The sequence below is a fragment of the Paenibacillus sp. FSL R10-2788 genome, assembly GCF_038003885.1.
In the GTDB taxonomy this organism is placed as follows: Bacteria; Bacillota; Bacilli; order Paenibacillales; family Paenibacillaceae; genus Paenibacillus_AQ; species Paenibacillus_AQ odorifer.
The window spans coordinates 4,101,828-4,122,182 of record NZ_JBBOQA010000001.1 but is presented as its reverse complement, the minus strand read 5'-3'; the positions used below and the strand labels follow the sequence as shown (position 1 = coordinate 4,122,182).

At 43.5% G+C, this 20,355-nt stretch carries 20 protein-coding genes; 17 read left to right on the top strand and 3 right to left on the bottom strand.

Annotated elements, in window-relative coordinates; genetic code table 11:
- Positions 1–40: 40 nt before the first annotated feature.
- The 3 genes from NSQ50_RS18205 to NSQ50_RS18195 all read right to left on the bottom strand — a co-directional run bounded on the left by NSQ50_RS18205 (position 41) and on the right by NSQ50_RS18195 (position 3,725).
- Positions 41–1,599 (bottom strand): IS3 family transposase gene (locus tag NSQ50_RS18205; protein ID WP_094903917.1). Its coding sequence is split into 2 segments (ribosomal slippage): positions 41–966 and positions 966–1,599, totalling 1,560 coding nucleotides; the frame shifts between segments, so codons are not numbered across the junction.
- 108 nt (positions 1,600–1,707) lie between these two features.
- Complete coding sequence (locus tag NSQ50_RS18200) at positions 1,708–2,469, bottom strand: ABC transporter substrate-binding protein (protein WP_256717130.1); 762 nt, start codon at positions 2,467–2,469, stop codon at positions 1,708–1,710.
- Between the two features lie 62 nt (positions 2,470–2,531).
- Complete coding sequence (locus NSQ50_RS18195) at positions 2,532–3,725, bottom strand: AraC family transcriptional regulator (RefSeq protein ID WP_340949649.1); 1,194 nt, start codon at positions 3,723–3,725, stop codon at positions 2,532–2,534.
- A 121-nt stretch (positions 3,726–3,846) separates the two neighbouring features.
- On the opposite strand from NSQ50_RS18195, the gene sleB reads away from it, so the two are divergent.
- The 17 genes from sleB (at position 3,847) to NSQ50_RS18110 (ending at position 20,240) form a co-directional block, all read left to right on the top strand.
- The gene (sleB, locus tag NSQ50_RS18190) at positions 3,847–4,713 is read left to right on the top strand and encodes a spore cortex-lytic enzyme (protein WP_036688421.1); all 867 of its coding nucleotides are present in this window, start codon (positions 3,847–3,849) and stop codon (positions 4,711–4,713) included.
- Positions 4,714–4,889: 176 nt separating this feature from the next.
- Positions 4,890–6,128 carry an EF-P 5-aminopentanol modification-associated protein YfmF gene (gene yfmF / locus NSQ50_RS18185; protein ID WP_235219574.1) on the top strand — a complete coding sequence of 413 codons (1,239 nt, stop codon included), beginning with the start codon at positions 4,890–4,892 and terminating at the stop codon, positions 6,126–6,128.
- A 2-nt stretch (positions 6,129–6,130) separates the two neighbouring features.
- Positions 6,131–7,411, top strand: a complete 1,281-nt coding sequence (yfmH, locus tag NSQ50_RS18180; protein WP_038571902.1) for an EF-P 5-aminopentanol modification-associated protein YfmH — start codon at positions 6,131–6,133, stop codon at positions 7,409–7,411.
- Positions 7,412–8,179: an elongation factor P 5-aminopentanone reductase gene (gene ymfI / locus NSQ50_RS18175; RefSeq protein WP_036688412.1), complete on the top strand. Its 768-nt coding sequence runs from the start codon at positions 7,412–7,414 to the stop codon at positions 8,177–8,179. It begins immediately after the preceding gene.
- Between the two features lie 137 nt (positions 8,180–8,316).
- A complete protein-coding gene (locus NSQ50_RS18170; protein WP_036688409.1) occupies positions 8,317–8,580 on the top strand; it encodes a DUF3243 domain-containing protein in 264 nt (87 codons plus the stop codon).
- A 177-nt stretch (positions 8,581–8,757) separates the two neighbouring features.
- A complete protein-coding gene (locus NSQ50_RS18165; protein ID WP_036688406.1) occupies positions 8,758–9,525 on the top strand; it encodes a DUF3388 domain-containing protein in 768 nt (255 codons plus the stop codon).
- A 93-nt stretch (positions 9,526–9,618) separates the two neighbouring features.
- Positions 9,619–10,545, top strand: a complete 927-nt coding sequence (locus NSQ50_RS18160; RefSeq protein WP_076225235.1) for a helix-turn-helix domain-containing protein — start codon at positions 9,619–9,621, stop codon at positions 10,543–10,545.
- Between the two features lie 79 nt (positions 10,546–10,624).
- A complete protein-coding gene (locus tag NSQ50_RS18155) occupies positions 10,625–10,786 on the top strand; it encodes a hypothetical protein (RefSeq protein ID WP_169744781.1) in 162 nt (53 codons plus the stop codon).
- A gap of 210 nt (positions 10,787–10,996) precedes the next feature.
- Positions 10,997–11,488, top strand: a complete 492-nt coding sequence (locus tag NSQ50_RS18150) for a YajQ family cyclic di-GMP-binding protein (protein WP_036688400.1) — start codon at positions 10,997–10,999, stop codon at positions 11,486–11,488.
- A gap of 155 nt (positions 11,489–11,643) precedes the next feature.
- Positions 11,644–12,231: a CDP-diacylglycerol--glycerol-3-phosphate 3-phosphatidyltransferase gene (pgsA, locus tag NSQ50_RS18145; protein WP_036688397.1), complete on the top strand. Its 588-nt coding sequence runs from the start codon at positions 11,644–11,646 to the stop codon at positions 12,229–12,231.
- A 108-nt stretch (positions 12,232–12,339) separates the two neighbouring features.
- Positions 12,340–13,626 carry a competence/damage-inducible protein A gene (locus NSQ50_RS18140; protein WP_036688393.1) on the top strand — a complete coding sequence of 429 codons (1,287 nt, stop codon included), beginning with the start codon at positions 12,340–12,342 and terminating at the stop codon, positions 13,624–13,626.
- Positions 13,627–13,926: 300 nt separating this feature from the next.
- Complete coding sequence (gene recA / locus NSQ50_RS18135) at positions 13,927–14,991, top strand: recombinase RecA (protein ID WP_036688391.1); 1,065 nt, start codon at positions 13,927–13,929, stop codon at positions 14,989–14,991.
- A 110-nt stretch (positions 14,992–15,101) separates the two neighbouring features.
- Entirely contained in the window at positions 15,102–15,827 is a 726-nt protein-coding gene (locus NSQ50_RS18130) for a regulatory protein RecX (protein ID WP_051491576.1), read from the top strand.
- Positions 15,828–16,143: 316 nt separating this feature from the next.
- A complete protein-coding gene (gene rny / locus NSQ50_RS18125; RefSeq protein ID WP_370510565.1) occupies positions 16,144–17,688 on the top strand; it encodes a ribonuclease Y in 1,545 nt (514 codons plus the stop codon).
- A 211-nt stretch (positions 17,689–17,899) separates the two neighbouring features.
- Positions 17,900–18,694, top strand: a complete 795-nt coding sequence (locus NSQ50_RS18120) for a TIGR00282 family metallophosphoesterase (protein WP_076100408.1) — start codon at positions 17,900–17,902, stop codon at positions 18,692–18,694.
- 199 nt (positions 18,695–18,893) lie between these two features.
- Entirely contained in the window at positions 18,894–19,154 is a 261-nt protein-coding gene (locus NSQ50_RS18115; protein ID WP_019910496.1) for a stage V sporulation protein S, read from the top strand.
- A 120-nt stretch (positions 19,155–19,274) separates the two neighbouring features.
- Positions 19,275–20,240, top strand: coding sequence for a dipeptidase (locus NSQ50_RS18110; RefSeq protein WP_076225234.1), 966 nt, complete (start codon positions 19,275–19,277; stop codon positions 20,238–20,240).
- Positions 20,241–20,355: the final 115 nt, after the last annotated feature.

Genomic DNA, 20,355 nt, shown 5'->3' with positions numbered 1-20,355 from the left:
TGCACCCCGTCAAGTAGACAGCACAAAAAATAAAAGTAGTTTAAGCGGCCTTAGTCCTAAATTCAATGGGACTGAGGCCGTTTAGTTTTGCCTGTAACCGTTCGTTATTATAAAAGTGAATGTAGGTATCAATATCTGTTTGGAGTTCTTCAAAGGTCTGGTAGGTATGTAAGTAGTACTTCTCACATTTCAATGTTCCCCAGAAGGATTCCATCGGCGAATTGTCAATGCAGCAGCCTACTCGGGACATGCTTTGCTTCAGTTCTGCATCGTCCAGCATCTTCTTAAAATGCAGAGAGGTATACTGGAAACCACGGTCGCTATGGAGTAAGGTTCGGCTCTCCGGTGCTGCCTGCAAAGCTAATTCCAGTGTGTTAAAAACTAGCGAATTATTATTGGAATGACCCAGAACGTAAGCAACAATGGACTTGTCATACAGATCTTTTATTGCACTTAAATACGCCTTCTTGCCGTTGCCGTATTTGAATTCCGTTACATCCGTTACCCATTTTTGGTTTGGAGCTTCAGCCTCAAAATTACGGTTCAGCACATTCTCTGCAACCTGCTGAGGCGTGGAGCCTACATACTTCTTTCTCTTTCTGCGGATGACTGACTGGATACCTTGGCATCTCATCAGCCGGTACACTCGCTTTGCGTTAATAGATTTATCCATTTGTCTGCGCAAATGCAGGGTCAATTGGCGATACCCAAAGGTTCGTTCCACCTTCTCATACAAGAGGAGCATGGCCTCTGTCAGTTTCTCGTTGTCAGCCTCTCGAAAACTGGGTTTGCGATTCAACCATTTGTAATAACTTGACCGTGAAATCCCTGCGATGTCACACAAAAGCCGAATGGAGCAAGACTGTTCCTGCTGAACAGCCTGAATGGCCAGGTAGATATTCACCTGGCGAATGGTTCTTAACGCCTCCTCTTTTCGAGTTCCTCTAACTTTTTTAGAAAAGCATTCTCCGCACGCAGGCGTGCATTCTCGTATTCCAGCTTTTGCATCGCGAGTTTGTGGCGATCTGCTTCCGTAAGTTCTTCAGGCGCTTTGGTGCGTCCTCTACCGTCTCGTAATGCCTCTTCACCACCTGCTTCGTACTTCTTTACCCAGCTATATACTTGTTGGTAAGACACGTGAAAATGGCTTGCCGCCTTCGCATAGTCTTCTCCGTTCGAAAGGCAGTACAGCACGATATTTATCCGTTCCTGCCAAGTGGTTACGCGTCCTTTGGTCATAGCTTTAGTTCCTCCTGAATGAGCTGTTAAGCTGTTGCTATGACCATTATACTTCCTAATCCAGTTGGCGAGTTGGGTTGCACTTGCAATCTTATACTTGCAGATGATTTGGTTTTGCGACAATCCTCCCTCGAGATAATCCTTAACGGCATAGAGTTTAAGTTCTGCAGAATACGTACGATTGTAGCTTCGGACTTCCAGCCCTTCGTATCCATACAATTGATAACGTTGCCGCCACTTCACTATAGAGTTTTTGGATATTCCATACTTCCGGGCCGCAGCTTTCAAACCAATGTCGCCCCGTTCAATTTCTTGGAGAATCGTTAACTTTTCCAGTGCTGTATACTTCTTTTGTTCCATAAAAATGCTCCCCATACAGCGACAGGTTTTTATTATTTCACCTGTCTACTATATGGGGAGCATATCACTTTATGAAGTGGACCATCTCTTTTTTTGTATCTTGAGTACTTATTTGACTCTTGGCGCAGCAAGCAAAGCTTCAACAATATAATCCAGTTGCACATTTAGAGAATAGATATCACTGTAATAACCTAAGCCAAAATCGATCTCCATCAAACGGCCTTCTTTCACGGCAGGGATATTGTTCCAAATTGGGTTTTGGGTCAGATCAGCCATACCATCATAAGAGGAGCGGAAGATATAGTCACCACTGTATTTGCCAAGGACTTCAAAGGATACGGATTCCCCATCCGCACCAGTCGCCGTATCTATTTTCTGTTGAATGATGTCCGGCGCCTTCATGCCTAAATATTCATAAATGATTTGTGAACCACGTCCGAATTGTTTGCTCGCCACAACAGCCATGCTGTTGTCTTTTCCACCTTCCATGATGGATATTGTGTGATCAAGAATACCAGCTTCTTGCAGCTTTTGTTTGCTGACCTCAACTTTTTTATGGAAATCAGTAAATAATTCTTTTGCTTGATCTTCTTTGCCTACGACTTGTCCAATAAAGGACACCCGTTCTTCTGTTGACATTTTTTCATACGGAACTAAGACTGTTGGCGCAATTTGGTGAAGGGCTTCATAAGTTTCCTCTGACGGCACAATGATAAGATCGGGATTAAGAGCAAGGATTGCTTCAGGGCTAGCCTCAAACCAGGTGCCAAGCTTTTGCACATCTTTTAGCTCATCTTCAAATGCTGCACCCTCGGATACATCGGATACACCTATAGGTTTAATGCCGAGAGCCAGTACATCACCGAGCAAATAAAGAACTACAACTCTTTGTGGACTAGCGGGAACGGCAATGTCTCCTTTAACTGTGGAAATTATCCGGGTTTGTGCTTCGACAGCAGCTTTGTCTGTATTTGCCCCTGTACTTGTTTCTGCTGAGGGGGGGTGGGTTTCCTATTGCTTGATGCATTTGAATTTGTGGTTCCCGTGGAACAAGCGCTTAACACTATGGTAAAGCATAATAACAGGGTGAGCAGTAATGATGGTTTGGCATTTCTAAACATTGGTAATTCCCCTTCTCCGTTATATTGATAATGATTATCATAATCAATATAACGGAGAGGTTGTGTTCGGGCAATGTCAATTTGTGCACCTTGAGATGGCATATCACGCCAACTGGAGTGGGTGATAACTTTATTTTTGTATCGGACAGGGGAGATTCCGTAATATTTTTTAAACATTTTTCCTAGATAATAGCCATCAGGATAACCTACTGCAATTGCGATGTCATGCAAGCTAGCCTCTGTGTTCAGGAGCAATATTTTCGATTTTTCCATGCGGATGTTGATTAAGTACTGAGCAGGGCTAGTCTGCAGCTGTGTTCTGAATAATCTGGATAATGTTCTAGGGCTGCTGTTTACCGCTTTAGCTAATTTTTCAAGAGAGAAGGTTTCCTTATAATAAGTCTGCATATAGCGAATTGCTTGATCTAGCGGATCAGGTTGAATTAACTGTGTTTCCAGCGTATGCAGCTGCCTAAGCATCTCATAAATCCATTGATAAAAAAGTGTTTTGACATACAGCCGATCCAAAATCCCTGTTTTGCTCCAATCAGTAAACATGTTCTCCATCTTATCAAATAAGGGCAGTGGACTAGTAGGCGTAAATCCATATTGGAGATTAAAGGGATTATTGTGTTCCATGATTGCTTTTAGATTGTTGCGTGAGGCGAGTGAAAGGTTTGCTTTATATAAAATTAAGTAATACTCCAGTAGTTCATCCATGCGTAAAAATTGAATGTTCATTCCTTTTCCACCATGAAGGATATGAAAGTTGCTGATCTCGTGCGGGACCTCGTCAATTAGTATTTCGGCCTTGCCGTTTATGATCAACAAGAATGCACTTGAGGGCAGCTGATAATGTGAATTCAGATCACCTGATCGTTGAAAAGTATGGCGTATATCAATAATTTCTATTAATGCGTGGTTCCACAATAACATGTGGTCCTTTAAATTCATGATTAATATCAACTCCAACGTTTTCTTATTTCGATTATAGTTGATAATCATTCTCAATTACAATGAAATGCTATTACTTCTTTTTTAGTAATGCATAGGATGTCCTGACAGTCGTCATAATAACTTTAGCCATTCATGCAGAACTCACAAAAGAAAGGTAGAGCGAACCCCTATGAAGAAACATAAGTTGTGGATCTTTGCTTCTTTAACCCTTGCACTTGCTGCCGCACCGTTTGCAGGAATGTTGCTCCAGGGTAATGGCATAGTACAGACCAAGCAAAGTGCTGCTGCGTCATTTGTCCATGAACTAAATCATCCTGAAGAAGAGGCCTTGCCTGCCTTCAGCACGACTCCGATTAAACTCGGTTCTTCTGGTCAGGATGTTTATGAGTTGCAAGGACGTTTAAAACATCTGGGCTTTTATGAAGGGAAAATAGACAGTCAGTTTGGTCCGAAAACGAAAAATTCAGTAACGTGGTTTCAATGGAAGTTTGGAATGAAGTCTGATGGCATCGTAGGCGCTAAGACTAAGTTGAAATTGTATAACGCAACTAAGAACTGGAAGCCGACAGAGTCGGCTTCAGCAACCGGAAATAATACAGCAAACAACAACACCGGTAACAAAACAAATACAACCAATAATTCGGATTCAGCGTCTCTGTCTTCAGGGAATACGATGGGATTATCAGAAAATGATCTCAAAATTATGGCTAATGCCGTCTATGGTGAATCAAGAGGTGAACCTTTCGAAGGTCAAGTTGCTGTTGCTGCAGTAATCTTGAACCGGGTAAAATCTCCGAGCTTTCCTAATACACCGTCTGGCGTTATTTTTCAGCCGGGAGCTTTTACAGCTGTAGCTGACGGGCAGATTTATTTAGAGCCAAATGAGCAGGCACGAAAAGCAGTGCAGCAAGCGCTGAATGGCTGGGACCCTTCGGGTGGATGTTTGTATTATTTCAACCCTAAAACGGCGACCTCCAAATGGATTTGGACTCGTCCACAGGTCAAGACTATCGGCCAGCATATTTTCTGTATGTAGATAAGTAAAGAAGTAAATCCAGAGAGCAACCGGGAAGAGGCATCCGGTTGCTTCCTTACTTTGGAATGGTTTAGAATGGTTATTAATTCATAAACATGTTAATGAGCAACTATCCACGCGGTAAAGGAGTTTTGGACTTGACTAATAATGTATTTCAGCATGGCAACGTTGCAGGTATGCGTATTCACGTGATGCCTACCAAGGCGTTCAAGACCTACGCCATCTCACTTTATGCCGGCGTCCCACTTAATGAGGATATGGTCACCCCTACAGCACTTGCTCCATTTGTGCTCCGCAGAGGTACCGCTTCTTATCCAGAGACTACTCAATTCCGCGAGCGTTTGGAGGAGCTGTATGGCGCTGGATTTGGTTTTGATATTTATAAAAGAGGCGATTATCAGATTGTTCAGTTTCGCATGGACACCATTAATGACTCCTTCGTGCAGAGTCAGGAGAGCTTGCTTGAACAATCCTTTGCTTTTCTAGGAGAAGTCCTGACCCGTCCATTGGTCGAGGATGGAAGCTTCCGTCCTTCCTATGTTGCAACAGAGCGTGAAACAGTGCGCAAGAAGCTGGAATCTATCGTAAATGATAAGATTCGTTATGCAGCGGAGCGCTGTATCGAAGAAATGTGCCGTAACGAGCCCTATCGTCTTCATCCACTGGGTCAAAGAGCGGATTTGGACCGGATTACCCCAAAAAGTTTGTACGAATCCTATAATTCATGGCTGGATGGAGCTATTTTGGATCTCTATGTAGTGGGAGATACGACTACTGAGGAAGTTGAAAAGCTTGTGCAGCATCACTTCGGACGCATTCAGTCGGAGGTGGGCTTATATAGCTCCAAGTTTGTCCCAGTATCCGTCAGCGAGGTAAGGACGGTAGAGGAGAAGCTGGATGTCAGTCAGGGCAAGTTGAACATGGGTCTGCGCACATCAATTACGTATAAGGACGATACATATGCGTCCGCACTTATGTACAACGGAATATTAGGAGGGTATCCACACTCCAAACTCTTCGTCAATGTACGAGAGAAGGCCAGTCTTGCATATTATGCTTCTTCACGCTATGACGGTCACAAGGGGATTGGAACGATACAATCAGGCATCGAAACGCAAAATTACAACAAAGCTGTTGAAATTATAGAGAAACAATTGGAAGAGATGAAAGCTGGCAACATCAGTGATCTGGAGTTAAGCCAGACCAAAGCCATGATCCGCAATCAGCTTTCCGAGATTCCGGATTCTGCTTTTGAGATGATCTCTTACGACTTCAACCGCCAGTTGTCAGGAAAAGAACGGACAGCGGATCAGCTGCTAGAAGAGGTGGAACAAATCGGTGCAGGGGAAGTAAAAGCCGCAGCGGAGACCTTTCAGCTGGATACGATTTATTTCTTGACAGGGAAGGAGGAATAGAGATGGAACAGATTCAATACGACAGACTTCAAGAGACCCTTTATCATGAGGTGATGGATAATGGGCTTCAGGTTTATGTATTGCCAAAACCAACATTCAAAAAAACTTACGCCACATTTGCAACTAAATACGGTTCTGTAGATAACCATTTTCATGTCGCAGGTGGAGAAGAGACCACTGTTCCTGATGGTATAGCTCACTTTTTGGAGCACAAAATGTTTGAAGAGCCAGAAGGCGATATTTTTGCCACTTTTGCCTCAAATGGAGCTTCAGCTAACGCTTTTACAAGTTTCGATCAGACGGTTTATCTTTTCTCGGCAACAGAAAACATAGAGACCAACCTTAGTACACTCGTTGATTTTGTGCAACGACCTTATTTTACGGATGAGAATGTAGAAAAGGAAAAAGGGATCATTGGTCAAGAAATCAATATGTATGCAGATAATCCAGACTGGCGTGTGTACTTTGGCCTTATTGAGGCGATGTATTCGAAACATCCGGTTCGGATTGATATTGCCGGAACTATAGAATCAATTAGTACGATTACGAAAGAAACACTGTACACTTGTTACAACTCTTTTTATCATCCCAGCAATATGCTGTTGTTCGTAGTAGGTGGTGTGGATCCGGAGAAGGTATTCTCCTTGATTCGCAGCAATCAGCAGGGTAAATCTTATGGTAAACAAGGTGAGATTAAGCGTATTTTTGAAGAGGAGCCGGAACAAGTCGCTACGAAGCGCTTGGAAAGTAAACTCGCCGTTTCGATGCCTAAGATTATGTTTGGATTTAAGGAAAAAGTTGATGGTCTTACAGGTGAAGCTGCGCTTAAGCGTGATCTGGCCACTAAGCTTATGCTTGATTTGCTGGTTGGCAGCAGCACAGCGTTGTACCAAAAGCTCTATGATGAAGAACTGATCTCTGACAGCTTTGGTCATGAATTTAATAGTTCAGAACAATATGCTTTTTCAGCTATGGGTGGAGATACCAAGGACCCTGATTTGCTTCTAAAACGAATAAAAGAAGAAGTAGATCAGATCTTAAAGTCTGGCTTTGCTGAGAAGGATTTCGAGCGGGCACGGAAAAAGAAAATAGGCGGATATTTGCGCATGCTGAACTCCCCTGAAAGTATCGCACATGAATTTACACGTTACCAATTCCGCGGTGGTGACCTGTTTGAAGTTCTGCCTATTTACGAATCGATTACTTTAGCTGAAGTGAATGAGCGTTTACATGCCCATGTAAATTGGGAGCAGCTCGCTGTTTCACTAGTGGTGAGTCCTTAAATGGCGCTTTTGGGAGAGAGCAACAAACCTTTAGGAGAAATGACAGTTCTGGTGACAGGGGGCAGCGGGGGAATCGGTGGCGCCATTGCTGAACGGTTTGCCTCTGTAGGCATGAATATTGTTATTCACTACAAGCACTCACATGAAGCTGCTAATGATGTCGCTCGGCGTTGTATGGCCCTTGGAGCAAAGGTAATGACTGTAAATGCGGATATGAAGGATCGCAGTCAGATTGTACGAATGGCGGAGAAGCTTGAAAGTAATGGAATGCAGCCAGATATTCTTGTTAACAATGCCGGTAAATCTCATTACGGGATGCTGGCTGATGTGAGTGAAGAGGAATGGGACGATATTATGGCCATTAACTTGAAAGGTACCTTTATGTGCAGCCAGATTTTTATGCCGTACATGGTATCCCAGCGTTATGGCCGAATCATCAACGTTTCTTCCGTGTGGGGAATATCGGGAGCCTCTTGTGAGGTCGCTTATTCAGCCAGTAAAGGCGGAGTAAATGCTTTTACTAAGGCGTTAGCCAAAGAATTAGCACCTTCTGGCGTAACTGTGAACGCGGTAGCTCCAGGAGCGGTTAATACGAATATGTTGTCTAACCTACAGGAGGATGAAGTCCGGATGCTGGAGGATGAGATTCCGGCGGGACGTTTGGCTACTCCGAACGAAATCTCTTCATTGATTTACTTTTTGGCACTGCCAGAATCCGGGTATATTACTGGGCAGATCATTAGCCCTAACGGTGGCTGGATTACGTAATGCTTAACTTGGAGAAAAGCTCCAGCATAAGAAGCTATCGTCTGAGACATATTATAAGTGTTGTTTTTTAATCTCTCGTAAGGCGGCTTACAGCCTGTATGCAGGTGTTCGACCGTAAACATGAAGGAGGATTTAAGATGACACAAGACGATAGCGTAATCAAAAATTTTGACACCTGGAAGAAATTCCTAGGTAAACGGGTTGTACAGGCGGAGAAACTTGGGATGAGTCAAGACACAATCTCAAAGCTGGCTTTTGAAATCGGGGAATTCCTTGATGAAAAAGTGGATCCAGCAAACACTCAAAACCGTGCGATCAAAGAGCTATGGGATGTCGGCAACGATGAAGAAAAGCAAACGATTGCTAAACTCATGGTCAAGTTGGCGAAAGACAACGCCTAAGCTTGCGGAAAAGCTCCCCCTGTGGGAGCTTTTCTGCAATTATTACAGGACTGACCTTGCCTTTCATTTTTATTTTATATATCATTAACATGACCCGTGTAAAAGACCGCTTTGCCGGGGCAGCTTTTTTTGCTGTATTGGCAAAGGGTAGGGAAAAGGAATCTATGAGGTGTACAAGTGGAATATAAACAGTGGTATATGGAATACAAGATTCACAAGAACAGACCCGGTCTGCTTGGTGATATCGCTTCAATGTTAGGGATGCTGGAAGTTAACATTCTGACGATTAATGGAGTTGAAGGAAAAACTCGCGGAATGTTGCTGGAGACCAATGATGATGAGAAAATTATGCTGATGGGCGAAATGCTCAAAAAAGTTGATAATATTACAGTTTCAGCTCTGCGGTCTCCTAGGCTCGTGGACAAGCTGGCTGTGCGCCATGGGCGATATATTGAACGGGATTCAGATGATCGGAAGACGTTTCGTTTCACCCGTGATGAGTTAGGTCTATTGGTTGATTTTCTCGGTGAGCTGTTTAAAAAAGATGGGAATCAGGTTATAGGACTGCGTGGTATGCCCCGTGTAGGAAAGACGGAATCCATTATAGCTGGCAGTGTCTGTGCTATGAAACGCTGGACATTTGTCTCGTCCACACTGTTGCGGCAGACGGTGCGGAGTCAATTGGCTGAAGATGAGATGAACCCACATAATGTATTTATTATTGATGGTATAGTTAGTACGATCCGCTCTAATGAGAAACATTATAATTTATTACAAAATGTTATGAGCATGCCAAGCACAAAGGTTATAGAGCATCCAGATATTTTCGTACGCGAATCTGAGTACAGTTATGATGACTTTGATATTATTATTGAGCTGCGGAATAATCCAACTGAAGAAATCTTGTACGAGTCGTTTACGACGAGCTACAGTGATGATTTATAGAACACAAACAATGAAGAATACACTTCCGAGCATGTTTATTTATAAAGCTGGTTAAGGAAGTTTACATTCATAGAACTTACAGGAGGTGATGGTATGTCGGAACTGGGCCGGCAATTGAAAGAGGCACGTCTGCAAAAAGGGATGAGTCTTGACGATGTCCAGGAAGTAACAAAAATTCGCAAAAAGTATTTGGAAGCCATCGAGTCTGGAGACTACAAGGTGCTTCCAGGAAGTTTTTATGTGAGGGCGTTTATCAAAACGTATGCAGAAGCAGTAGGCATGAGTCCTGACGAACTGCTCGAGGAGCATGGGAACGTACCTGCACCACCCGCAGACACGACCATGGAGACGGTGATTCAAAAGCGCAGCCGTAGACCCGAAACCGAACGGAATGCAAAATGGCTGCCAACGGTGCTAATGTGGACATTCCCTATATTGATTATTGTAGTGATTTACATTTATGCTTCTAGTTTAAACAAAGCAGACCCTGATCAAGTTGATCAAACAAATATCACCAATAATGTGCAGGATCCTAATACAGCACAAACTTCTCCACCCGCATCAGGAGGCGGTGTTGTAGCACCTACTTCCTCGGCAGGTGCTGAAGCAACTACAGAGCCAACTACGGAGCCAACACCGACACCAACGCCGACTCCTCAATCTATCACGGTTACACCAGATGGGAAGTCAGGCAAAACAACGAAATTTAAGGTCACAGCTCCTGCCGGAAGCGAAGTTAAGGTTGAGATTGTTGCATCCGGAGTAAGCTGGCTTGAAGTTTACAAAGGCGAGAACTCTAAAGGTGAAAAACTCTCCTTCGGAAATACAGCTGCAGGAGAAACTATGAGCTTCGTTCTTGGTAGTGAGGGCATGTATATTAAGTCTGGGTATTCCCCAGCAACTGAGATTACCGTAAATGGTCAAGTAATCACGGATGAGAAGACTTCTTCACGTCTCCTGCTTAATCTTGACGACGGTTCTGGAAGTGAAGGTACCCAAAGTGAAGGGACAGGCGAATAACAAATAGGATGTATAGACTTTGGCTTTAGGGAGAACATAAGACTGTTTTCAGTTTTAGCCAAAGTGAGGTGTACATCTTATGACAGTTAGCTGGATTGTAGCTGGCCTTGGGGTTGTTGTCAGTCTCATCGGATACTATTTGACACCAGGTGCTTGGGGATACGGAATTCTCGGATTCGGTATTGCACATATTGTGCTAGGAATTCTGGATATGTTTCGTAATCCGGTCCGAAGCAGATAGAAGCTGTAGAAATGAACGTCTCCAACGGCGTACTTCCGGTGGAGACGTGTTTCTACCCTTTGAACCAAACTCACTCGAAGGAAAAGCTCCACTTAGTGGGGCTGTTTTCTATGTCGGGTGAGCTACATAATGATTTATCCAAAATTAGACTTAATAGTACCATTCTCTTATAATAGTAGCAGACTAATTGTATAAAGGACGTGGAGTTTAATGAGTTCAGAATGTTCATTTGATATTGTATCCAAAATGGATATGCAGGAGTTAACGAATGCTATTCACCAAACAGAGAAAGAGATCGACAACCGCTTTGATTTTAAGAACAGCAAAAGCAGTCTGAAGATGGAGAAAGACGCACTTATAATCGCCTCTGAAGACGAATATAAGCTAAACGCTGTTATTGATATTTTACAATCAAAGATGGTGAAAAGAGGCATCACCCTAAAGAATCTGGACTTTGGTAAAGTAGAACCGGCTTCCCTGGGATCTGTACGTCAACGTTTAGGGCTTAAGCAAGGCATTGATCAGGAGAATGCGAAAAAGATTAATATTCTGATCCGTGATTCAAAATTAAAGGTGAAGAGCCAGATCCAAGGGGATCAAATTCGTGTAACCGGCAAGAGCCGCGATGATTTGCAGCAGATTATTCAGATTTTGCGTAAAGCTGATTTGCCGCTGGATCTACAATTCATGAACATGAAATAGAATTTTGTGCCCCGCAGTGCTTATTAGCACTAACAACGCGGGGTGCTTTCTGTTTTTTTGACACCTATTTATTGCTATAATATACTTGCTTAAGTAGAAATGGATTAGCCTGATTTAGGCAATTTGTATGAACGATTTAGGGGAGGAAAACTTCAGTGAATTTGCCCAACCGCATCACGCTAGCTCGTATTTGCCTGATCCCGATTATGATGTTTTTTTTACTGGTGGATTTCAGTTTTTATCCAGAACCGATACATTGGGGCTCGTTTCAGCTATCTGTTAATCATTTGGTAGCAGCTGTAATCTTTTTGCTTGCGGCCAGCACGGATGGAATAGACGGCTACATTGCTAGGAAATATAATATGGTCACCAATCTCGGTAAACTCCTTGATCCACTTGCGGACAAACTGCTGGTATCTGCAGTTCTGATTTCACTTGTGGAGCTGGGCAGATGCGATTCATGGATTGCTATTGTAATCATCAGTCGTGAGTTTGCAGTCACCGGACTTCGCCAGATTGCATTGCTAGAGGGAAAAGTGGTTGCCGCCAGCAAATGGGGCAAGATAAAGACGGTTGTACAAATTGTTGCGATCTCACTGCTGTTGTTGAATAATTTCCCATTTCAATTTGTCAGTATTCCTGTAGACGATATTGCTATTTGGGCCGCAGCGCTGATCACTATTTATTCTGGAATTGATTATTTTGTGAAGAATAAGGATCTGCTACAGCTGCATAATGCGTAAGAATGTAAGCTGGACATACAAGGAAAGGTAATAGGTGAAGCACCTATTACCTTTTTTGAAATCTAAAAGCAGTGTACCTACATTATAACTAGGAGGCGAAAGCCAGGTATGAAAGCGGAGATTATTGCAGTAGGGACAGAGCTTTTGCTCGGTCAAATCGTGAATAGTAATGCCCAGTTTTTGTCTATAGAGCTAGCTGCCATCGGGATCGATGTATACTTTCAAACTGTTGTCGGTGATAACAGCAGCCGCCTGCAGCAAGCCATCGAGATCGCTCAGAGTCGGGCCGACGTTATTATCTTTACAGGCGGAATTGGCCCCACTGAGGATGATCTGACTAAAGACGCACTGGCTGCATCGCTAGGTAGAACGCTCCACATTGATCGTTTGGCGATGGATCATGTACAACGTTTCTTTGATGATCGTAAGATCGTTATGACCGAAAATAACCGCAAACAGGCACTTATAATTGAAGGAACTACACCGTTGCCGAATGAAATCGGTCTTGCGGTTGGGATTGCTTTTGAGCATGAGAAGAAATATTATATTGTGCTTCCAGGTCCACCTCGTGAGATGAAACCGATGTTCGTAGATAAAGCAGTACCGTGGCTACAGCAGCACGCCTTGACGAACGAAACACCGCTTTATTCAAAAATGCTCAAATTTGCCGGCATCGGAGAATCACTGCTGGAGGACAAGCTCATTGAGCTGATTCGCAGTCAGACTGATCCAACGATTGCTCCGTATGCCAAAGAGGGAGAGGTAACTGTTCGTATTTCGACAAAGGCCCCTTCTGAGCATGAAGCTACAAAAAAGCTGGAGATACTGGAACAACAAATCAAGGAGATTTTGCCGGAACATTTGTATGCGAACATTGATGTGCCGCTAGAGCAATTGATAGTGGATTGGATGGCGGATGCCGGCCTGACCTTAAGTGCGGCAGAGAGCTGCACCGGAGGTTTGCTGATGGAGAGTATAACAAATATTCCAGGCAGTGCTTCGATGTTTGCCGGCGGAATCGTCTGCTATTCAAATGACTTAAAGAAAAAGCTGCTGAATGTGCCAAGTGCTTATTTGGAGGGACCCAATGCCCCTGGAGCCGTAAGCCGAGAAGTTGCCGAGGTGTTGGCTGACCAAGTGAGAATGATTGCAGACAGCGATTTCGGCTTATCTGTTACAGGTGTAGCTGGACCGGGTTATTCTGAACGAAAGCCTGTTGGACTTGTATTTATCGGCTTGGCTGAACGGGGACGTAAGACAGAGGTTTATGAGCTTAATCTTAAAGGTACGCGGGAAAATATCCGCTTACGAACAGTTAAGGCTTTGCTGTATCGTCTCTGGCGGAGACTTGAGGAACGCAAGGTGGAGACACCTCTTGAGGGTTCAGACTTGTAATGGGAGATTAGCCCAGTTATAATAAACACATACGGAAGAACCGTGGCACTGAGATTTCTTTGCTGCGGTTTTTTGTATATTTGCAGAGATTTTGATCACGATGCTTTCTCATGATCATAAGTCGTTGATGTCCGGTGAAGTGGAGAATTTAATTAACTTCTATCTCCGGAGGGAGGCTTACAATAAAAGGGATAAATAACGCCCAAGACAAAAAAAACGAATGTATGTTCGAAAAAAAGCTTGGCAAGACCTTAAAAACACGTTATTATATTACTATAAACAGTGAAGGAAGTGGTCTGATTGTCAGATCGTCGTGCAGCGCTTGATATGGCGCTTCGTCAAATAGAAAAACAATTTGGTAAAGGTTCGGTAATGAAACTGGGAGAATCCACGCATATGCAAGTGGAAGTTGTACCTAGCGGATCTTTGGCACTTGATATTGCGTTAGGTATAGGCGGACTTCCAAAGGGACGTATTATTGAAGTATACGGACCGGAATCTTCAGGTAAAACAACAGTTGCTCTTCATGCTATTGCAGAAGTGCAAAGACAAGGCGGACAAGCTGCTTTTATCGATGCCGAGCATGCGCTTGATCCGAAATATGCACGTAACTTGGGCGTAAACATCGATGAATTGCTGCTTTCTCAGCCAGATACGGGTGAACAAGCGCTGGAAATCGCCGAAGCACTTGTTCGTAGTGGAGCCGTTGACATTATTGTCGTTGACTCCGTTGCTGCTTTGGTACCTAAGGCTGAAATTGAAGGCGATATGGGTGATTCCCACGTCGGACTGCAAGCTCGTTTGATGTCTCAAGCACTTCGTAAGCTTTCTGGTGCCATTAGCAAATCGAATACGATTGCTATCTTTATCAACCAGCTTCGTGAGAAGATCGGTGTTATGTTCGGTAACCCTGAGACAACTCCGGGTGGTCGTGCATTGAAATTCTACTCCTCTGTACGTTTAGATGTACGTCGCGTAGAGAGCATCAAGATGGGGAACGATGTGGTTGGTAACCGTACTAAGATCAAGATTGTGAAGAATAAAGTAGCCCCTCCATTTAAACAGGCTGATGTTGATATCATGTATGGTGAAGGGATTTCCAAAGAGGGAAGTCTTGTAGATATCGGTACTGAAATGGATATCGTGAATAAGAGTGGTGCATGGTATTCCTACGAAGGCGAGCGTCTCGGCCAAGGTCGTGAGAATGCTAAGCAGTTTTTGAAGGAACATCAGGATATTGCCCTTATTATTGAGAATAAGATCCGTGAAGCAAGTAATTTATCCACTATTGTTGCTGCGCCGAATAATGATGAGATTGTTGCAGAGCAAGAGGAAGAAGAAAAATTGCTCCTCGAAATCGAATAGTATATTAAACAATAGGACGCCCTGTGATTGATTGTTGCAGGGTGTCTTTTCTTAACAAGTATTGAAAGTAAGACGATAACTGATCTATTGCTATGAGGTGACAAACAACTATGGTAATACAACTGGATTTTGAAGCAGAAGAACAAGATGAGCAGGTGTTATCTGATTTTCCTGAAGGAGAACTCTTAGAGATCACTAAAGTAGAACGTCAAAAGAAATCTGACCACCGTTATATCATACATTTCGGAGCATATAACATGACTGTGCACGAGGACGTCATGATTAAATATCGAATGATTACTGGTAATTCTTTTATGAAGGCTGATTTGGAAGAAATTGTTGTAGCTGATGAGCGTCAACGAGCTTATGTGGAAGGCCTCCGTTATCTTGAACGTAAACCACGCACCGCTATGGAAATGACTCGCCGTTTACGCCAGAAGGAAATAGGAGAGACTATTATTGCGGAAGTGGTGCAGCGGCTACAGCAGGAAAGATTTCTTGATGACCCTTTATATGCTAAGCAATGGGCGGAGCAACGAATAGCGAACCAGCGGAAAGGGAAGATGTGGATTCGACAAGAGTTACGTGAGAAGGGGATTGACAAAACCCTTATATCGGAAGCTTTGGAGAATATTACTCCTGAACAAGAGCTGGAGAGTGCACTCGAAACAGGGCGCAAGAAATGGAATCTCATCCGTGGAGACGCTTCAGATAAGCGAAGAAAGACTGGAGCCTTCCTTATGCGCCGTGGATTCTCGGGCGATATGGTTCGCCAAGTGATCAATACTTTACTTGCGGAAGACAATTATGAAGGTGAAGATGAGGAGTTTTACTAGAATCACTGATTCTCTTGACATTAATGCGTATATCGACTCTCTTGACAATGTCTTTTTATAAATAATAAAATATAACATGAATCGGCATAAAATTAGAATCCTTTTTCCTTCCCAAAAAGGAGACTGTTTTAAACGGTTCACGTACAACTCATATGAAATGTAATCGCCGGATAAGGCGGGCAGTGTGCATGTGCAGCATGTGCAGTATGGCAATCGGTTGTTTACCGGTTTTTTGTATGGTGATGAACGGATAGTTAAACAACTGCACAATTCCCAGGGATATACCTTGGAGAGGAACCAACGAGGAGGTGAACAGATGCTGGAATCATGGATCTGGGTCATTATCGTTCTCGTTGTAGCTGCAATATTCTTTGGGTTCGGTTATTTTATTCGTAAATCCCTTGCAGAAGCTAAAATCCAAAGCGCAGAAAGAGAAGCCGTTGTCATCGTTGAGAATGCGAAGAAGGACGCTGAGGCGCTGAAGAAAGAAACAGTATTGGAAGCTAAGGACGAAGTCCATAGAATCCGTACTGAAGCTGAGAAAGAAACTCGTGAACGTCGGAATGAAATCCAACGGCAAGAGAGACGTTTGCTGCAAAAGGAAGAATCTCTGGATAAAAAAATGGAATCGCTTGAAAGAAAAGAAGAACAAGTAGCTAACAAAGAGAAACGAATTGATGAAACCCAACAGCAAATTGATGTTATTTACAAAAACCAAGTCACTGAATTGGAACGTATCTCCAATTTAAGCATCGAAGATGCAAGAAGTATCATTCTTAGCAATGTTGAGCAAGAAGTTCGCCATGAAACGGCACAAATGATCAAAGAAATTGAACAGCAGGCGAAAGAAGAAGCGGATAAGAAATCCCGTGAAATCATTACACTCGCTATCCAACGCTGTGCAGCTGATCACGTGGCGGAAACAACGGTTTCAGTTGTTACGTTGCCGAATGAAGAGATGAAGGGTCGGATTATTGGTCGTGAAGGCCGTAATATTCGTGCGTTGGAAACTCTTACAGGTATCGACCTCATTATTGATGATACGCCGGAAGCAGTTATTTTGTCGGGATTTGATCCAATCCGCCGTGAAGTGGCCCGTACGGCACTTGAGAAATTGGTGGCTGATGGACGTATTCACCCCGCTCGTATTGAAGAGATGGTGGAGAAATCCCGCAAAGAAGTGGACGAACGGATTCGGGAATATGGTGAGCAAGCTACTTTCGAAGTGGGCGTTCACGGTTTGCATCCAGATTTGATCAAGATTCTGGGGCGTCTGAAATTCCGTACAAGCTATGGTCAAAATGTATTGAAGCACTCCATGGAGGTTGCTTATTTAACAGGACTGATGGCCGGTGAGCTTGGGGAAGACATCGTGCTTGCAAAACGTGCAGGATTACTTCATGATATCGGCAAAGCGCTGGATCATGAAGTGGAAGGTTCGCACGTTGAGATCGGCGTTGAACTAGCGAAGAAATATAAGGAACATCCGGTTGTTATCAACAGTATCGCATCTCATCATGGAGACTGCGAAGCTACCTCGGTTATTGCTATGTTGGTTGGCGCCGCTGACGCATTGTCGGCTGCTAGACCTGGTGCTCGCCGTGAAACACTGGAAACGTATATTAAACGTCTAGAGAAACTGGAAGAAATCTCAGAGTCATTCGAAGGCGTTGAGAAATCATTTGCTATTCAAGCGGGCCGTGAGGTGCGCGTGATGGTACAGCCAGAGAAGATTGACGATGCAGAGGCATTCCGTCTTGCTCGCGATATTACGAAGATGATTGAAAGTGAACTGGATTATCCAGGACATATCAAGGTTACCGTTATTCGTGAGACACGGGCTGTTGAATACGCTAAATAGGCAATAAGTAGATAACATACGCTTCGGAAATAACGATATTTATGATTGTTTCCTGGTACATGTTTCTGCTAGGAATATAAGGTTAAAGGATAAGATATAACTTATACTTTCTTATATTTGATGAAAATTGGCCCCTAAGCGGGGCCTTTTTTCTTTTAAATATGAAGACTTATCCGTTAGATGAAGAGGTTAAGATTAGGAGGAGAGAAACATTAAAGTACTATTCATTGGAGATATCGTAGGTAGTGTAGGTAGGAAGGCACTTCGGGAGATGTTGCCCTCATTAAAAAGCAAATATCAACCACATATAATCATAGTTAACGGTGAAAATTCTGCTGCCGGTAGAGGGATTACTAAAGCGATCGCAAATGAATTTTTTAACTGGGGCGTTCACGGAATCACCATGGGTAATCACACATGGGACAACAAGGATATCTTCGAGTTTATCGACGATGAGGCCCGGATTATCCGTCCTGCTAATTTTCCTCCAGGAACACCAGGAAGAGGATATACGGTTGTTAAAGGTAACGGGAAAGAGCTGGCTATAGTTAACCTGCAAGGCCGTACATTTTTGCCTGCGATTGATTGCCCTTTCCGTGTGGGTGAAGAAATTGTGGAAGAGCTACGTAGAGATCATAAATGCATTCTCGTTGATTTCCATGCAGAGGTTACCTCTGAAAAAATCGCCATGGGCTATTTCATGGATGGTCGCGCATCAATTGTAGTTGGGACCCACACTCACGTGCAGACGAATGATGATGTGATTTTGCCAGGTGGAACGGCTTACTTGACCGATGCGGGTATGGTTGGTTCAAGCGAAGGGATTCTGGGTATGGAAAGAGATGCAGTACTTTATAAGTTCACTACACAGCTTCCAGCACGATTTGTTGTTGATGAAGGCAAATGGCAGCTTCACGGTTTATTTGCAGAATTAGACGAGAATACTGGCGCGGCTACCCGTCTGGAGAAAATACGGCTACGTGAAGATGAATGGGTAATGAGCTAGTAGTAGGATAAGATAAGTGATTTTCTGGGTAATTTCGCCGAATAAGGGTAAAGTGTGATATTTATTATATCGAAAAAGAGTATCTATTGTACCATTTTCTCCAGAGTAGTCCGCAAAAAGAAGGAATTATTTCTTCTCTCGCGAATAACATCTAAAGTAGTGGAAGAACACCATTATTTTCCCAGGGGAGGTACTTACTATGGATGTATTAAAAGTATCAGCTAAATCCAATCCAAATTCCGTCGCCGGCGCTTTAGCAGGTGTTCTTCGTGAACGTGGATCGGCCGAATTACAAGCTATTGGAGCTGGAGCACTGAATCAAGCAGTCAAAGCAGTTGCCATTGCCCGGGGATTTGTTGCACCAAGCGGAGTAGATTTGATCTGCATTCCGGCATTTACAGACATTGTGATTGATGGAGAGGATCGAACCGCGATTAAATTGATTGTAGAACCCAGATAATAGAAGCATAGAACGATGAACCTGTTTACTTATGTAAACAGGTTTTTTGCTTTTGGTATATAGTCTGGCGTTTTTAAGCATAGAATCTGGAATAGGGCTGCATGAAAGCGAGGGCTTGGGATGAGAACCGATAAGCTACAGGTTGCGGATTTTCATTGTGATGTGCTGAGTAAAATGCAAGCATCACCGGATATGGATTTTAAGAATGATCCCCGGTTGGATGTTACCGGAGAGCGGTTGGTAGCGGGCGGTGTAGAATTGCAGATTTTTGCGATCTACCTTTCGGCAAGTAGAGGTAGACCTAGCTTTGAGAATGTTTTAGGACAAATTGATTTGTTCCGGAAAAAAATATTAGGCGCAGAGAGCCTTCAGTGGCTGCGTTGGAAGGAGGAGGTAGGTAAACGAGCAGTTGGAGCACCTCCATGGGGAATGCTCTCTCTGGAGGGTGTAGACGGTCTAGAAGGGAACCTATTTTATGCACAGCTCTGCTTTGAGCTTGGCGTGCGGTTTTTGGGGATCACTTGGAATTATGCCAATTGGGCAGCGGACGGAGTATTGGAGCAGCGCAACGGCGGATTTACGGAAAAAGGGCGAAAGCTGATCGAATGGTGCAACGACAGTGGAATGTTGCTTGATGTGTCACATTTGTCTCAAGCAGGTTTTTGGGAGCTAGCCGACTTAAGCACACGTCCGTTTATAGCTTCCCATTCGAACGCCGCAAAGATCTGCGGGCATGTTAGAAATTTAAATGATGAACAGATTAAAGCATTAATTGCAATGGACGGAAGAATGGGCCTGACCTTTTATCCGTGGTTTGTATGTGATGATGGAAAAGCTCGTATAGATGATTTGTTTAAGCATATTGATCATGTATGTAGTCTGGGTGGGGAGAAACATATGATGTTTGGTTCGGACTTTGACGGCATTGACACTTGGGTAGAGAATATGGAACATCCGGGAAAATACCCTGAGCTTGCCGAGCACCTGCTTCGTTACTATCCAGAAGCTTCCGTTAAAGGTTGGTTATATGAGAATGCGGTCTCCTACTTGCGTACAAACTTACCTTCACAGGTGTCTAAATCATGACAATCCTGTTCTAAAAGTATGAATTGTCGAAAAAAAGGCCCTCGTTATGATGTGGGGCTTTTTATTTTTGGTTAAGAAGATGTATAATGGTTAATGGCTTGTACAGATACTAGAG

Coding starts and splice junctions, on each gene's coding strand:
- NSQ50_RS18195 (WP_340949649.1), bottom strand. CDS start 3,725: ATGATTATCAACTATAATCGAAATAAGAAAACGTTGGAGTTGATATTA.
- sleB (WP_036688421.1), top strand. CDS start 3,847: ATGAAGAAACATAAGTTGTGGATCTTTGCTTCTTTAACCCTTGCACTT.
- yfmF (WP_235219574.1), top strand. CDS start 4,890: ATGCGTATTCACGTGATGCCTACCAAGGCGTTCAAGACCTACGCCATC.
- yfmH (WP_038571902.1), top strand. CDS start 6,131: ATGGAACAGATTCAATACGACAGACTTCAAGAGACCCTTTATCATGAG.
- ymfI (WP_036688412.1), top strand. CDS start 7,412: ATGGCGCTTTTGGGAGAGAGCAACAAACCTTTAGGAGAAATGACAGTT.
- NSQ50_RS18170 (WP_036688409.1), top strand. CDS start 8,317: ATGACACAAGACGATAGCGTAATCAAAAATTTTGACACCTGGAAGAAA.
- NSQ50_RS18160 (WP_076225235.1), top strand. CDS start 9,619: ATGTCGGAACTGGGCCGGCAATTGAAAGAGGCACGTCTGCAAAAAGGG.
- NSQ50_RS18155 (WP_169744781.1), top strand. CDS start 10,625: ATGACAGTTAGCTGGATTGTAGCTGGCCTTGGGGTTGTTGTCAGTCTC.
- NSQ50_RS18150 (WP_036688400.1), top strand. CDS start 10,997: ATGAGTTCAGAATGTTCATTTGATATTGTATCCAAAATGGATATGCAG.
- NSQ50_RS18140 (WP_036688393.1), top strand. CDS start 12,340: ATGAAAGCGGAGATTATTGCAGTAGGGACAGAGCTTTTGCTCGGTCAA.
- NSQ50_RS18130 (WP_051491576.1), top strand. CDS start 15,102: ATGGTAATACAACTGGATTTTGAAGCAGAAGAACAAGATGAGCAGGTG.
- rny (WP_370510565.1), top strand. CDS start 16,144: ATGCTGGAATCATGGATCTGGGTCATTATCGTTCTCGTTGTAGCTGCA.
- NSQ50_RS18115 (WP_019910496.1), top strand. CDS start 18,894: ATGGATGTATTAAAAGTATCAGCTAAATCCAATCCAAATTCCGTCGCC.
- NSQ50_RS18110 (WP_076225234.1), top strand. CDS start 19,275: ATGAGAACCGATAAGCTACAGGTTGCGGATTTTCATTGTGATGTGCTG.